Consider the following 14,992-nt stretch of genomic DNA (forward strand, 5'->3'; position numbering starts at 1 on the left):
CCTCGACGGCATGTCCGTGGGGCACCTCGCCGTGGGACCATCCCCGCACGCGCGGGGAGCACGTCTTCCCCGACTACTACCAGCGCGTCGACCTGGGACCATCCCCGCACGCGCGGGGAGCACTCGGTCACCACGTCCGGCGCCACCACCGGCGGCACGGGACCATCCCCGCACGCGCGGGGAGCACTGACCACCGAACTCGTGCACCGCGACATGGCCGGGACCATCCCCGCACGCGCGGGGAGCACGCCTCAACGCGACGGATCATCACCCAGCCGGAGGGACCATCCCCGCACGCGCGGGGAGCACGAGGGGGACGCGCGGGTGTGGCACACCCGGCAGGGACCATCCCCGCACGCGCGGGGAGCACAGCTGGCACACGCACATTCACGCGGTCGTGTGGGGACCATCCCCGCACGCGCGGGGAGCACGCCTCGTTGATGCGGACCAGGGACAGGCCCTTGGGACCATCCCCGCACGCGCGGGGAGCACGCGTAGGCGTTCGACGCCATCTTCCCGGCGTGGGGACCATCCCCGCACGCGCGGGGAGCACCTTCGACTTCCTCGATGAAGCGTCCTGACGCAGGGACCATCCCCGCACGCGCGGGGAGCACGCCTTCATCAGCCTGTGCTGGCTGACCCACCAGGGACCATCCCCGCACGCGCGGGGAGCACGCACAGGGGAGCGGCGGTTCCCCCGCGACCGGGGGACCATCCCCGCACGCGCGGGGAGCACCTGTCTCCCGGAGGAAAGGCTCGGGTCGCCAGGGGACCATCCCCGCACGCGCGGGGAGCACTCTTCCTGACCTGCGGGTTCATCCGGCGAAGGTTGCCTCCCAGGCCAACTTCACCGATTCGGACCTTACCGGCATAGCGCCCACCCATGCACCTCAACGCCCATGCTCGCCCGACCCAGTTCACCACTCCGGGAGCCACCCCGTCAGCCCCCGATCCCACGCCAGGCTCTCCACCACCGTCCGGCCACAGACGCCATCGACGGCACCGACGTGCCGCCGAACCAGCCTGTCACCCTCGCCTCACGCGGACTTGGCGCGCTCCTCCCCCAACTCCCGCTGTAGGTACACCGCTCGGTGCGTAGGCACATACCCCAGCGCGTCGTTCACCGCGCGCATCGGGGTGTTGCTGTCCGCCGTGTCGGCGACCAGGCCGGCGAGTCCGGGGTGGGTGGTCAGGGCGGTACGGATCGACTCGGCCTTCATCCAGCGGGCCAGGCCGCGGCCCCGGTGGGCGGGCAGGACGCCGGTGCCGTAGTGCAGGCCGTCGCCCTTGCCGTCGCCGGGGACGACCAGTTCGGTGAAGCCGACGATCGTGCCGTCCGCCTCGTCGACGGCGGCGACCGTGTGCAGGAGTTCGCCGCGCTGTTCGACGGCGCGGGCGACGGCCCGTACCCGGTCGACGTCCCAGACGACCGCGCCCGGGTCCATCTCGTCCATCGGCATGTCGTCCATCGCCCACCGCGAGCGGGCGAAGGTCTCGGCCAGTTCGTCGGGGACGGTGCCGTTCCAGGCGGTCAGCCGGTAGCCCGGGTGCGGCTCTGCGGCGATTTCGGCCAGGGCCGTGCGTGCGGCCGGATCGACGTCGGCGGTCGCCAGGCGGGTGAAGGTCAGGGTGAGGACCGCCCGGAAGCCGCGGGCGGTCAGGAACGCCGCACCGTACGCGTACTCGTCCTCGGCCCCGCCCGCCATCGCCACCTGGGCCGTCACCGTGGTCCGGCCCTCCGCCCGGGCACCCGCGAGGGCCGCGTCCAGCAGACGGGTTCCGATGCCGGCGCGGCGGTCGGACGGGTGGACGGCGAGGTCCAGTTCGGCGAGGTGGGCCCGGCCCGGGTCGGTGAAGAGCCGCAGGGAGGCCGATCCCACCGGGTACGCGGGGCGGTCGACGACCGCCGGGCCGGTACCGTCGCCGGGCACCTCCTCCGCCAGCCAGACAAGACGGTGCGACGAAGGGCCGTGGTCCGGCTCGGTGAGCGGGGTGATGCGCAGCGACACGGGTCGTCTCCGTCGTATGCCGTCGGGGGTGCGGGCCGTACGGACGTACGGGGCCGGAGGAACGTACCCGGACGCACCACCCCGCACAACGGGATTACCGCAGCAGGAACCCCGTCAGGTACCCCAGCGCGTTGGTCGCCCAGTGCAGGGCCATCGAGGGGAGCAGGCTGCCGCTGCGGCGGCGCAGCTCGCAGAAGAGGACTCCGGAGGCCGCGGTGAAGAGCACCGCGCCGATGTCGGCGACGACCGCCGCGAGCACGGTTCCGGCCGAGGACGTGCCGAAGAGGCCGGAGAGCGCGGGTTTGTCGCTGGCCAGGTGGAGCGACGGGAGGATGTGCCACATCCCGAAGAGGGCGGAGGAGACGACGGTGGCGGTGACCGTTCCCCGGGCGCGTACGAGGAGCCCGTACAGCACCCCGCGGAACGCGACCTCCTCCAGCAGCACGGTGCCGATGGGGACCTGGATCAGCATGCGGTAGGCGACGTCGGCGCCGGAGAGGCCGCTGTTGCGCTGGTCCTCGAAGAGGTCGCGGGTGGCGGGGAGCAGCGCGCCGATCAGGTAGACGAGTCCGACCAGGCCGATCAGTACGGCGGCCCAGCGGGCGCCCTTCGCCCAGGTGCCCCGGCCGAGGCCGGCCTCGGGCCAGGTGCCGCCGGACCACTTCCAGACACCCAGCAGGATCGCGGTGACGACCAGCGAGACGGCCAGGCCCCAGCCGTGGAGGAAGACGTGGTTGACGAGGTTGGTGACGACCAGGATGGCGATGGTCAGCGCGATCGCCCAGTTCAGGGGAAGCCGCCGCCCCTCGACCATGCCGTCTCCGTTTCCGTAGGCCGTGATCCGTAGGCCGTGATCGGTAAGCCGTGATCCGTAGGCCGTGATCCCGTCCGTAGTGCGTCGCGTCGCGCGCTGGCACGGGCACCCGGCTGAAAACCACTCTCGGCGCGGCCCCCCGTCCGGGCAACTCGTGGCCGGTCGGCCTTCGCGGTGCCGCGCCGGCGCGCGGATCCGCACCGTCACAGGGTGTCGCCGGGTGGCTGCTTACCGTTCCGCCTAGCGTGCCTCTGGAGCGGCCGGGCCACTGCGGCCGAGGCGCCCGGGAGGCCCCATGACCGAAAATGGCGGATCGACCCGGTGGGAGCCCGGCCCCGACAAAGGCAACACGAACGGGGACGGCACGAACGGGGACGGCACGAACGGGGACGGCACGAACGGGGACGGCACGAACGGGGACATCGAAAGCCGCGCCCGGATCGCCTCCCGGCTCGTCCGGCGTCCTCTGGTCCGGCGGCGGCCCGGGTGGACGGGGGTGCTCGTGGCGGTGCTGTTCTACGTCGCCTCGTTCACGCCCTCGCTGATCCCCCGCTCCTGGCTCGTCCAGTCGCTGGCGGCCGGAGTCACCGCGGCGGCCGGTTACGGCGTGGGGGCGGTCCTCGGCTGGTTCGCGCGGCGCTGCGGGGCGCGGCCGGGCGGGGCGACGGTCCGGTGGGCATGGCTGATGCTCCTGCCGCTGGGGCTCGCGGCCGTCGTCGCGGTGACCGTGCGCAGCGTCCACTGGCAGGGCGACGCGCGGCGGGCGGTCGGCATGGAGCCGGGGATCGTGTGGTGGCAGTGGGCGCTGGTGCCGTTCGTGGCGCTGCTGCTCTGCGCGCTGCTCCTCGTGCTGGCCCGGTCCGTCCGGCTGGGTACGCGGACACTGGCGCGTCCTCTGGAGCGGCTGGTACCGCGCCCGTGGGCGCTGATGGTGGCGGCCGCGGTGGCGGTGGTCGTGGTGGTGGGGGTGGTCCAGGGCTTCCTGCTGCGTGGGGTGGTGAACCTGGTGGAGAGCAGCGCGTCCCTGACGAACGGGTCGACCAGCAAGGGGGTGGCCCGTCCGCTGCTGCCGACGCTCTCGGGCAGCCCGTCCTCGTTGGAGAGCTGGTCCTCGCTGGGGAAGAACGGCCGCGACTTCGTCGGCCACGCGTCCACCCGGGCGGACATCTCCGCGTTCACCGGCGGCCCGGCGACGGACCCGGTCCGGGTGTACGTAGGCCTGGAGTCGGCGGCGACCCTGCGGGGCCGCGCGGATCTCGCCGTGCGGGAGCTGGAGCGGACCGGCGCGTTCGACCGGAAGGTGCTGGTGGTGTTCGGTACGACGGGCAGCGGCTGGGTCAACGAGAGCCTCGCCAAGCCGCTGGAGTACATGTACGGCGGGGACAGCGCGGCGGTCGCCCTCCAGTACTCGTACCTTCCGAGCTGGCTCTCGTTCCTGACCGAGAGCGAGGCCGCGGTGGCCGGTTCCGCGCTCTTCGACGCCGTGTACGACCACTGGTCGGCGCTGCCCGCGGGTGGACGCCCACGGCTGCTGGTGTCCGGCGAGTCCCTCGGTTCGTACGCAACCGAGGGCGCGTTCGACGGCGAGCTGTCGAGGATGACCGCGCGCAGCGACGGCGCGCTGCTGGTCGGGCCGACGCTGCGGAACCCGATGTGGGAGAAGCTCGGCAGGGCCCGCGACAAAGGCACTCCGCTCTGGCTGCCGGTCTACCGTGACGGGCGCACCGTGCGGTACGCCCGCCGCGAGGACGATTTCGGCAGGCCGGCGGGGGCCGTCTGGGACGCGCCCAGGATCGTGTACCTCCAGAACGGGTCCGACCCGGTGACGTGGTGGTCCCCCGATCTGCTGACGTCTCGGCCGCAGTGGCTGGTGGGTCCCAAGGCGCCGGACGTCTCGCCCGGGATGCGCTGGTACCCGGTCGTCACGTTCTGGCAGGTGACCTGCGACCTCGCGGCGTCCGACTCGGTGCCGGTGGGGTACGGGCACCGGTTCGGCACCCTCCCGGTCGCCGCCTGGGCCGCTGTGACCCGGCCGCCCGGGTGGACCGGGGAGGACACCGCCCGCCTCGAAGAGACGCTGGAACGGAAGCAGGAAGAACAGGACGAGCAGAAGGAGGACTGAGAACCCGCCGACGAGTGCGGACGCCCCCACCCCACCCCCTTCCGAAGCGTGACATAACCGCAAGTCGGTGCACACGATCAGGGGCTGACGGACCGTCTACCCTGTTGCTTCCATGTAGTGCACTGGGGGTCGCATGCACAGCGAGGGAACGGCCGACGAGCCGGAAACGGGCTTCGACGGCGATCCCGCCGGCGTCCGGCAGCCCACCGATCCGCCGCACGAGCCGCAGCGTGCGCCGCACGGTTTCGAGCCGCGGCACGCAGAGGACGAGTCCGTCGTGGAGCCCGTCGGCGACCCGACCGGACCGGAGTTCCTCGGGGACGCGCACGGGCCCCTCAGCGAAGGGCACGGGCCCGCCGGAGACGCGCACCGGCCGGCCGGAGACGCGCCCCCACCCTTCGCGAGCGGGCACGACACGGAGCCCGAACTCCACCCGCACATGGTGATCGCCGACCGCTACGAGCTCCAACGCCAGCTGGGACGTGGCGGGATGGGCGTCGTCTGGGAGGCGCTGGACCGGCGACTCGGGCGGCGGGTGGCGGTCAAGGGGCTGCTCTACCGGGGGCCGGTCGATCCGGAGACGCAGGCGCAGTGGGTCGAGCGCGCGCGGCGCGAGGCGCAGGCCATCGCCCGGATCGGACACCAGCACGTGGTGGCCGTGCACGACGTGATCGAGGCCGGCAACCAGGTCTGGATCGTCATGGAGCTGCTCGACGCGCGTTCCCTGGCGGACCTGTTGCGCGAGCAGCGGCGGCTTCCGGTGGCGCAGGCGGCCCGGATCGCCCTCCAAGTGCTGCGCGGGCTGCGCGCGGTGCACGAGGCGGGGGTGCTGCACCGGGACGTCAAGCCGCACAACGTCCTCTTCCGGCCCGACGGCCGTGCGCTGCTGATGGACTTCGGCATCGCCACCTTCGAGGGCGCCGTCCAGCTGACCAGGTCGCAGGAGATCATCGGCACTCCGAAGTACCTGGCGCCGGAGCTGGTGCACCGGAGCGGAGAGGCGCTGCCGAAGCCGGGTACCCCGGCGTCCGACCTGTGGTCGCTGGGGGTGACGCTGTTCGAGATGGTGGAGGGTCACGCGCCCTTCACGGGCCTCAGCTCGTACGAGATCTTCATCGCGGTGTACGAGCAGCCGCTGCCCGCGATGGTGCACGCGGGCCCGCTCGCCCCCGTGATCGGGGCACTGCTCCGGAAGAACCCGGATGACCGGCCGGACGCCGGGGCTGCCGAGGCGATGCTGATGGCGGTCACCAGCGATCCCCCGCCGATCGACCAGCCGACCCACCGCCGGCACCAGCCCCTCCGAGGCCCGGCGGAGAACGCACGCGGCGGCGAAGGCGGCGGCAGGGGCTCCGGCGACGACGGCGCCGACGACGGCGGCCGGGCATCCGGTGACGTCCCGTCCCGCCGCCCCCGCCGGCGTGCCGTGCTGAGCGCGGCGGCGGCCGGCTGCGCGGTGCTGCTGGCCGGTGGCGGCTGGCTGGCCTGGGAGAAGGCGGGGGCGCCCGCGCCCACGTACAAGCAGGCGCACGCGGAGCTGAAGATCGGTGTCAAGGACGATCAGCCCGGCCTGAGCCAGCGGCAGACGGACGGTTCGTACGCCGGGTACGACATAGACCTCGCGACCCGGATCGCCAAGCGGATGGGTTACCGGGCCGAGGACATCCGCTTCGTGCCGGTGAACAGCGAGAACCGGGCGTCGATGCTCTCGGCGGGGCGTGTCGATCTGGTGATAGCGAGTTACAGCATCACCCCGGAACGCAAGGAGCAGGGGATCGTCTTCGCGGGGCCGTACTACACGGCGCTGCGCAGCTTCCTGGTGCGCAAGGACGCCGCCCGGCCGTACACCGACGCCGCCGACCTGATCAGCGACGACGCACAGATCTGTACGGTGCGGGGCTCGACGTACGAGCAGTGGCTGACGGACGCCGGGTACAACCTGACCAAGCGGCAGAGCTCGTACCAGCTGTGCGTGGACTACCTGTTGGACGACAGGAGCGGCATCTCCGCCGTGAGCACCGACGACATCATCCTCGCCGGGTACGTCGGGCAGGACCCGCAGAAGCTCCAGCAGATCAGCAACGCGGGCGGCGCCGAGGGGTACGGCGTGGCGATGGTGCCGGGCGAGCCGGAGCTGAAGAAGGAGGTGTGCGCGGCGCTGCGGGAGATCGTGAACGGCCAGGAGTGGGAGGACCTGTACACCGAGCACCTGGCCCCGCTGATGGCCAACGAGTCCGCACCGAACCGGCCGAAGATGACCGAGTGCGAGGGCTACTGAGCCTCCCCGTCGAAGAGCCCCGGCCGCCCCGGCCGCCCGGGACGGTGGCCGCCTCGGACGGTGGCCGCCTCGGACGGTGGCCGCCCCGGACGGTGGCCGCCCCGGACGGTGGACGCCCCTGACGGTGGAAGCCCCGTCGCTCACCGCCCGCCCAGACGCTCCCCGCACTCCGCGCAGAACTTCGGCGCCCGCCCCTCCGCGAGGCGCCCGCACTCCGGGCAGACCCGGTCCAGCGCGCACGGCGCCTCGCCGCCCTCGGCCTCCGGCACCCGGGCCCGGGGCGGTGCGGAGCCGATCGTCAGGCCGGGGCGGCGGCGGTGGACGGTGAGGTACGCGAGCCCCTCGGGCCCGGCCTGTACGGAGCGGCGCGAGGTGCGGGGCAGCCAGGTGACGGTGGTCGGGGCGAGTGGCAGCGCGGTGGTGCCGGTGCCGATCGTGCCGCTGCCCGCGAGGACGACGAGGAGCACGTCGAGGGTGTTCTCCCGGTGCTCGCCGACCTCCGCGTCCGGCGGCAGCCGCACCAGATTGGCGTCCAGCTCCCGCCCCTGTTCGGCGAGTTGCCAGAGCGCGCCCCGGCCCTCCGGGCCCGCCTGGGCGAGGGCGTCGGCGAGTACGGCGAGGTTCCTGGGCACGGCGTTCACGCCGTCGAGCGTACGCCCGGAGCCCGAGGCGAGCCCGACTAGGCTGATCGTTTCCCCACCCCCCGAAAGAACCCCCGAAAGAACCCCGGGAAGGACCCCGGGAAGAACCCCGGGAAGAACCCCGGGCAGGCCCCGAGAAGGACCCGAGAGGAAGCCTCGTGCACCGTGAACCCGACGCGAGTTACCCGCCCGTCGAGCCGTACGACCACGGCATGCTCGACGTCGGCGACGGCGACCGCGTGTACTGGGAGGTGTGCGGCAACCCGGCGGGGAAGCCCGCGCTCGTCGTGCACGGCGGCCCCGGTTCCGGCTGCAAGCCCTGGCCGCGGCGGTACTTCGACCCGGACCTGTACCGGGTGGTCCTCTTCGACCAGCGCGGTTGCGGGCGCTCCCTCCCGCACGCCGCCGACCCGGAGACCGGCATGGGGCGCAACACCACCGCCCACCTGATCGCCGACATGGAGAAGCTCCGCACCCACCTCGGCATCGACGCCTGGCTGCTGTTCGGCTGGTCCTGGGGGTCGACGCTCTCCCTCGCGTACGCCGAGGCGCACCCGGAGCGCGTCACGGAGCTGGTGATCTCGGGTGTCACCACGACCCGTCCCAGCGAGATCGACTGGCTCTACCGGGGTGCGGGCCAGATCTTCCCGGAGGCGTGGGACCGTTTCCGCGCAGGTGTCCCGGAGGTGACGGCCCCCCGGCCGTCGGCCGCCGAGCTGGTCACGGCGTACGCCCGGCGGATGGAGAGCGCCGACCCCGCCGTACGGGAGCGGGCCGCGGACGACTGGTGCGCCTGGGAGGACGCCGTGCTGTCGGAGGAGGGACAACCGCCCGCGTACACCGGCAGGCCGTCCCGCGACCGGCTGGCGTTCGTCCGCATCTGCTCGCACTACTTCGCGCACGCGGCCTGGCTGGAGGACGGTCAGTTGATCCGGGACGCGGGACGGCTCGCGGGCATCCCGGGGGCGCTCATCCACGGCCGCTTCGACCTCGGCGCCCCGCTGACGACCGCGTGGGAGCTGGCCCGCGCCTGGCCGGACGCGGAGCTGACCGTCATCGCGGACGCCGGCCACCTGGGCGGCGCAGCGACCTCCCGCGCCGAACTCGAAGCCATCGACAGGTTCGCGGGCAAACCCGTCACCGGCGTCACCGGCCACACGAACGGCACCGTAAAGGGCTGAAGCCGGCCGGTCGGCGAACGGGCAACCACCGAGCGGTGAAAGGGCGGTGGTGCCCTCTTGCTTCGAGCGCACTCGAAGGAGTTGGGTGGGGAATCATGAAGTACACGCAGCTCGGACGCACGGGCCTCAAGGTCAGCCGCCTCGTCCTCGGGACGATGAACTTCGGCCCGCAGACCAACGAATCCGACAGTCACTCGCTCATGGACGCCGCACTGGACGCGGGCGTCAACTTCTTCGACACCGCCAACGTCTACGGCTGGGGCGAGAACAAGGGGCGCACCGAGGAAATCCTCGGCACCTGGTTCGCGCAGGGCGGCGACCGTCGCGACAAGGTCGTCCTCGCCACCAAGGTCTACGGCAACATGGGCCCGGACGGCGAGGCGTGGCCCAACCACGACAAGCTCTCGGCGCTCAACATCCGCCGTGCCGTGGACGCCAGCCTCAAGCGGCTCCAGACGGACCACATCGACCTGTACCAGTTCCACCACGTCGACCGGTCCACCCCGGCCGAGGAGATCTGGCAGGCCATCGACGTACTGATCCAGCAGGGCAAGATCCTGTACGCGGGCTCGTCCAACTTCGCCGGCTACAAGATCGCCCAGGCCAACGAGACGGCCAAGCGTCTCGGCTCCTTCGGCCTGGTCAGCGAGCAGTGCCTGTACAACCTGATGGCCCGCGACGCCGAGATGGAGGTCATCCCGGCCGCCCAGGAGTACGGCCTCGGCGTCATCCCCTGGTCGCCGCTGCAGGGCGGTCTGCTGGGCGGCGCGCTCCGCAAGGAGCGCGAGGGCGGCGGCGGCACCCGGTCCACCACCGGCCGCTCCGCCGAGGGCCTCGCGGACCCGAAGGTGCGCGCCCAGATCCAGGCGTACGAGGACCTGCTCGACAAGCACGGCCTGGAGCCCGGCGAGGTCGGCCTGGCGTGGCTGCTGACGCGCCCGGGCATCACCGGCCCGATCTCGGGCCCGCGCACGCGCGAGCAGCTCGACTCCGCGCTGCGCGCGGTGGAGCTGGAGCTGTCCGAGGAGGTGCTGGCCTCCCTGGAGGAGATCTTCCCGGGCCCGGGCCCGTCCCCGGAGAGCTTCGCCTGGTAGTCCGGCCGTCGCACCGGCTGAGCCGGTACCGGTACGTCTACGTCTCCCCGGCGGGCGCTCGTCCGTCGGGGAGACGGGTACCCGGTGTCGTCAGTTGCCCACGGCCGCCGCCACGGCGACGACGACGAACATCAGCACGAGAACGGTGGCCATGATGCGGTTTCTGGTCTTCGGATCCACCCGACGAGGTTAACCGCCCCACCCGTCACCCCGGTCACCCGCCCCGTTCCCGCCCCCGTCGCCCCCGTCGCCCTCTCCGGCCACGGGCCCCGGCGGGCGCCCCGGTCACCGCCCCAGCGGCCAGGCCCGCACCACCTCGTAACGCGGCTGCTCCCCCGGCACCCCGGAGACCGGCAGGTTGCTGCGGACCAGGCTCAGCGAGTCCACCTCCCACGCGGTCCCCCCGAACCCCTCCAGCGCCCCCGTGAACGGGTGCAGGTCCACGTCGGTGCGGCTGCGCGCGAGCGTGAGGTGGGGCGCGTAGGCGCGGTGCTCCTCCATCGGGACCCCCGCCCTGCGGGCGGCGGCGTGGGCGCGTTCCGCCAGCAGCCGCAGCGCGTCCAGCGCGCCCGCCGCCCCCGCCCACAGCACCCGCCCGTCGAACCGGCCTCCGCCGTGCACCCGGAGCGGGAACGGCTCGCTGCGGTGGGCGGCGCGCTCCAGTCGCGCGTACAGATCCGGCAGCAGCGCCTCGTCCACCTCCCCGAGGAAGGCGAGCGTGAAGTGCCACCCCGCCTCCCCGGTCCACCGCAGGCTCCGCGCCCCCGGCAGCGCGCGCAGCGGCACCACGGCCGCCCGCAGCTCCGCCACCGCCCCGGCGGGCGGCAGAACGGCGACGAAGAGTCTCTGACGGCCGGTCGCGGCGTGCTGCTGGCTGCTCATGCGGGCGAGTCTCGCAGTTGCCCGCATGACGGGGAGGCCGTACGTGTCGCCGGCCACAGGACCGCCCGGCGCGGGAGCCCGCCCGGGCCCGTCCGTCCGCTCCCGGGCACCCGAAAACCGGTCCGCCCTCCTTCCCCCGCGCGCGGGAAGGAGGGCGGACCGGTGTCAGCGATCGCTCGGTCTACGCCGCCGTCGCCAGCTGTTCGCGCGGGACGAAGCGGACGTGAGGACGCCCCGGACGGAGGTCCACCTTCAGCCTCAGGCCCCCGACACGGGCCAGCATGAAGCCGATGGTCAGGGCCGCGAGGAGCGATATGCCACCGCCGACGGCGAAGCCGGTCCGCGGGCCGTAGGTGTCGCTGATCCAGCCGACGATCGGCGCTCCCACCGGCGTACCGCCGGCGAAGACCACCATGTAGAGGCTCATCACCCGGCCGCGCATCGCGGGGTCGGCGGCCATCTGCACGCTGGTGTTGGCGCTGATGTTGGTCGTCATGCCGAGCATCCCGATCGGCACCAGCAGGACCGCGAAGATCCAGACGGTCGGCGAGAGCGAGGCGGCGACCTCCAGCAGGCCGAAGAGGGTGCCCGCCGCGACAACCATCCGCAGCCGCGAGGAGCGGCGGCGGGCGGCCAGCAGGGCTCCTATCAGGGAGCCGCAGGCCATCAGGATGTTGAAGAAGGAGTACATCCCCGCGCCGCCGTGGAAGATCTCGTCGGCGTAGGCGGTGAGCCAGATCGGGAAGTTGAATCCGAAGGTTCCGACGAAGCCCACCAGGGCGATGGGCCAGATCAGCTCCGGCCGCCCCTTCACGTACCGCAGGCCCTCGCGGAGCTGGCCCTTGGCGCGGGGCACGATCACGGTCTGGTGGAGTTCGCTCGTGCGCATCATCAGCAGGCCGACGAGGGGTGCCGTGAAGGACAGGCCGTTGAACATGAAGGCCCAGCCACTGCCGACCGTCGTGATCAGGACACCCGCGATGGCGGGGCCGATGAGCCGGGCGGACTGGAAGTTGGCGGAGTTCAGGCTGACGGCGTTGCGGAGCTGCTTGGGGCCGACCATCTCGGACACGAACGACTGGCGGGCCGGGTTGTCCACGACCGTGACCATGCCGAGCAGGAACGCGATCAGGTAGACGTGCCAGACCTGCACGACGCCCGCGAGCGTCAGGGTGGCCAGGGACACGCCGCACAGGCCGAGCAGGGTCTGGCTGACGAGCAGGAGCTTGCGCTTCGGGAAGCGGTCGGCGACCACGCCGCCGTACAGGCCGAAGAGCAGCATGGGGAGGAACTGGAGGGCCGTGGTGATACCCACGGCCGCGGCGGACCCGGTGAGGCTGAGGACCAGCCAGTCCTGCGTGATGCGGGACATCCAGGTACCGGTGTTGGAGATCACGGCGCCCGTGGCGAACAGGCGGTAGTTGCGGATCTTCAGCGACGAGAAGGTCCCGCCGGTCGTGCTGTCGTAGGGAGCGGTCGGTGCGGGGGCGGAGTCTGCTCCGGATCCCGTACTCAAAAGGGTTCGCCTCCTCGGCGTGGGTGAAAGTGGCAGGTGACGAGGGAACGGCGACACCGGGAGCGGCGGCTGTGGTCCGGCCGGCCCGGGGGTGTCACAGGTGGGCGAGCTTTTCGAGCACGGGTGCGGCGACCCTGAGCTTCTCCCACTCGTCCTCGTCCAGGCCCTCGGCGAGTCCGGCCAGCCAGGCGTTCCGCTTCGTGCGGCTCTCACTGAGCATGGCCTCGGCCTGCTCGGTCTGGCTGACCCTCTTCTGGCGACGGTCATCGGGGTGCGGTTCGAGGCTGACCAGTCCCTTGGCCTCCAGCAGCGCGACGATGCGGGTCATCGACGGGGGCTGGACGTGCTCCTTGCGGGCCAGCTCACCGGGGGTGGCCGAACCGCATCGGGCGAGGGTGCCGAGCACCGACATCTCGGTGGGGCTCAGCGACTCGTCGACGCGCTGGTGCTTGAGGCGTCGGCCGAGCAGCATCACGGCGGAGCGGAGGGAGCTCACGGCGGCGGCACTGTCGCCGTCGTGGATCAGGTCAGGCATGGTCCTTAGCGTAACTCATTACTTTAACTAAAGACCAATCGGTGGTACGCGCGAGAAAACGCTCACTCGAACGAGTGAGTCGAGCGCGGAAAGTCACACCTGGAACGCGCCGGGGCGGCGACCCTTCTCGGCATGGGATCGACAGTACTCAGTCTGCGGATCGACGGTGAGCTGCTCGACCGGCTCCGGCAGCACGCCGCAAAACGCGGAATGAGCGTCCAGGACTATGTGGTCCGGACGCTCATTCGCGACGACTTCGACGAGCGCTTCAAGTCGGCGGTCGACGAGACGGAGAAGTTCTACGGGCCCCAGGCCGAGCCGGGGCCGGTGGACCGGATCACGTGACCGGCGCCCGCGCCCCCCCCCCTGGGGGAGGAGGGGCGCCGGGCCGCGTGGTCGGGCGGTCCCGCGGGCTGGATCAGGTGAGGCCGAGGGCCGGCATCGCGTAGTAGAAGACGAACACGACCGACACCACGTACATGGCCACCGGCACCTCACGGCCCCGGCCGGCCGCCAGCCGCATCGCGCTGAAGGCGACGAAGCCGATGCCGATGCCGTTGGTGATGGAGTAGGTGAACGGCATCATCACCATGGCGAGGAACGCCGGGATGGCGAGGGTGAAGTCGCTCCAGTCGACCCCCCGCACCGAGCTCGCGACGATCAGGAACCCGACCGCGACCAGCGCCGGGGTGGCCGCCTGCGAGGGGACCATGGTCGCCAGCGGTGTCAGGAAGAGCGCCACCGTGAAGAGCAGGCCGCTGACCACGCTCGCGAGGCCGGTGCGCGCGCCTTCGCCGACGCCCGCGGTGGACTCCACGAAGCAGGTGGAGGCCGAGGAGGAGGAGGCGCCACCGGCGGCGACGGCGATGCCGTCGACGAACAGCACCTTGTTGATGCCGGGGAAGTTGCCGTTCTTGTCGGTCAGCTTGGCCTCGTCGCCGACGCCGAGGATGGTGCCCATCGCGTCGAAGAAGCAGGACAGCAGCACGGTGAAGACGAAGAGGATGCCGGTCAGCACGCCGACCTTGGAGAATCCGCCGAAGAGGCTGAAGTCCCCGAGCAGTCCGAAGTCGGGCGAGGCGACCGGGTTGCCCGGCCACTCCGGGACGGTGAGGCCCCAGGCGCCGGCCGGCAGGTCCACGGCCGCGTTGATGATCAGCGCGAGGATCGTCATGGCGACGATCGAGATCAGGATGGCGCCCGGCACCTTGCGGACGATGAGCCCGAGGGTGAGCAGCACGCCGAGCACGAAGACGAAGACCGGCCAGCCGTGCAGGTGACCGCCGCTGCCGAGCTGGAGCGGGACGGTGGTCTGGGCGATGTCGGGGATGCGGGAGACGAACCCGGAGTCGACCAGGCCGACGAGCAGGACGAAGAGCCCGATACCCATCGAGATGCCCTTGCGGAGCGAGGTGGGCACGGCGTTCATCACCCGCTCCCGGAGCCCGGTGGCGACGAGCAGCATCACGACGATGCCCGCGAGGACGACCATGCCCATCGCGTCCGCCCAGCTCATGCGCGGGGCGAGCTGGAGGGCGACGACGGTGTTGACGCCGAGACCGGCGGCGAGCGCGATCGGCACGTTGCCGATGACGCCCATCAGCAGCGTGGAGAACGCGGCGGTGAGCACGGTCGCGGTGACCAGCTGCCCGCCGTCGAGCTGGTGCCCGTACATGTCCTTGGCGCTGCCGAGGATGATCGGGTTGAGCACGATGATGTACGCCATCGCGAAGAACGTGGCGAATCCGCCGCGGATCTCACGGGCGACCGTGGAACCCCGCTCGGAGATCTTGAAGTACCGGTCGAGCCCGCCCTGGGGCGGGCTGGGGTCGACCTCTGCGGTGGCCGAGCGGGACATGTATGACCTCAGACGTACGTAGGAGCCATGAACAAGGTGGGGGGAAAGGTGGCCGCCTTTGG

Annotated in this window: 12 protein-coding genes and 1 CRISPR repeat array (1 of these 13 cut by a window edge); of the genes, 5 read left to right on the forward strand and 7 right to left on the reverse strand. The window is 72.0% G+C overall.

What is annotated here, in order from left to right; all coding sequences use genetic code 11:
• Positions 1-797: a CRISPR direct-repeat array (repeat unit 29 nt; unit sequence GGGACCATCCCCGCACGCGCGGGGAGCAC) (it extends 332 nt beyond the left edge of the window).
• A 240-nt stretch (positions 798-1,037) separates the two neighbouring features.
• Both OHA55_RS12360 and OHA55_RS12365 read right to left on the reverse strand, forming a co-directional pair.
• Positions 1,038-2,009, reverse strand: coding sequence for a GNAT family N-acetyltransferase (locus OHA55_RS12360; protein ID WP_266705707.1), 972 nt, complete (start codon positions 2,007-2,009; stop codon positions 1,038-1,040).
• A 94-nt stretch (positions 2,010-2,103) separates the two neighbouring features.
• Positions 2,104-2,823 carry a CPBP family intramembrane glutamic endopeptidase gene (locus OHA55_RS12365; protein ID WP_266705709.1) on the reverse strand — a complete coding sequence of 240 codons (720 nt, stop codon included), beginning with the start codon at positions 2,821-2,823 and terminating at the stop codon, positions 2,104-2,106.
• Positions 2,824-3,118: 295 nt separating this feature from the next.
• Here OHA55_RS12365 and OHA55_RS12370 point away from each other — a divergent pair, with 295 nt between their 5' ends.
• Both OHA55_RS12370 and OHA55_RS12375 read left to right on the forward strand, forming a co-directional pair.
• Positions 3,119-4,945 carry an alpha/beta-hydrolase family protein gene (locus tag OHA55_RS12370; protein ID WP_266705711.1) on the forward strand — a complete coding sequence of 609 codons (1,827 nt, stop codon included), beginning with the start codon at positions 3,119-3,121 and terminating at the stop codon, positions 4,943-4,945.
• A 133-nt stretch (positions 4,946-5,078) separates the two neighbouring features.
• A complete protein-coding gene (locus OHA55_RS12375) occupies positions 5,079-7,223 on the forward strand; it encodes a serine/threonine-protein kinase (protein WP_266705713.1) in 2,145 nt (714 codons plus the stop codon).
• A 140-nt stretch (positions 7,224-7,363) separates the two neighbouring features.
• Here OHA55_RS12375 and OHA55_RS12380 read toward each other — a convergent pair whose 3' ends face one another.
• A complete protein-coding gene (locus OHA55_RS12380; protein ID WP_266705715.1) occupies positions 7,364-7,864 on the reverse strand; it encodes a hypothetical protein in 501 nt (166 codons plus the stop codon).
• Between the two features lie 158 nt (positions 7,865-8,022).
• Here OHA55_RS12380 and pip point away from each other — a divergent pair, with 158 nt between their 5' ends.
• Positions 8,023-9,045, forward strand: a complete 1,023-nt coding sequence (pip, locus tag OHA55_RS12385; protein WP_266705717.1) for a prolyl aminopeptidase — start codon at positions 8,023-8,025, stop codon at positions 9,043-9,045.
• Between the two features lie 95 nt (positions 9,046-9,140).
• The gene (locus OHA55_RS12390; protein ID WP_266705719.1) at positions 9,141-10,139 is read left to right on the forward strand and encodes an aldo/keto reductase; all 999 of its coding nucleotides are present in this window, start codon (positions 9,141-9,143) and stop codon (positions 10,137-10,139) included.
• 285 nt (positions 10,140-10,424) lie between these two features.
• Here the strand turns inward: OHA55_RS12390 and thpR are convergent, their stop codons facing one another.
• The 3 genes from thpR to OHA55_RS12405 form a co-directional block, all read right to left on the reverse strand.
• Positions 10,425-11,021, reverse strand: coding sequence for an RNA 2',3'-cyclic phosphodiesterase (thpR, locus tag OHA55_RS12395; protein ID WP_266705721.1), 597 nt, complete (start codon positions 11,019-11,021; stop codon positions 10,425-10,427).
• A gap of 181 nt (positions 11,022-11,202) precedes the next feature.
• A complete protein-coding gene (locus OHA55_RS12400) occupies positions 11,203-12,537 on the reverse strand; it encodes an MFS transporter (protein ID WP_266705723.1) in 1,335 nt (444 codons plus the stop codon).
• A 94-nt stretch (positions 12,538-12,631) separates the two neighbouring features.
• A complete protein-coding gene (locus OHA55_RS12405; protein ID WP_266705725.1) occupies positions 12,632-13,072 on the reverse strand; it encodes a MarR family winged helix-turn-helix transcriptional regulator in 441 nt (146 codons plus the stop codon).
• Positions 13,073-13,204: 132 nt separating this feature from the next.
• Between OHA55_RS12405 and OHA55_RS12410 the strand changes: the two genes are divergently transcribed.
• Entirely contained in the window at positions 13,205-13,417 is a 213-nt protein-coding gene (locus OHA55_RS12410; protein ID WP_266705727.1) for a ribbon-helix-helix protein, CopG family, read from the forward strand.
• Positions 13,418-13,490: 73 nt separating this feature from the next.
• Here OHA55_RS12410 and OHA55_RS12415 read toward each other — a convergent pair whose 3' ends face one another.
• The gene (locus OHA55_RS12415) at positions 13,491-14,930 is read right to left on the reverse strand and encodes an NCS2 family permease (protein ID WP_266705729.1); all 1,440 of its coding nucleotides are present in this window, start codon (positions 14,928-14,930) and stop codon (positions 13,491-13,493) included.
• Positions 14,931-14,992 lie beyond the last annotated feature (62 nt).

The sequence above is a fragment of the Streptomyces sp. NBC_00102 genome, assembly GCF_026343115.1.
GTDB lineage: Bacteria > Actinomycetota > Actinomycetes > Streptomycetales > Streptomycetaceae > Streptomyces.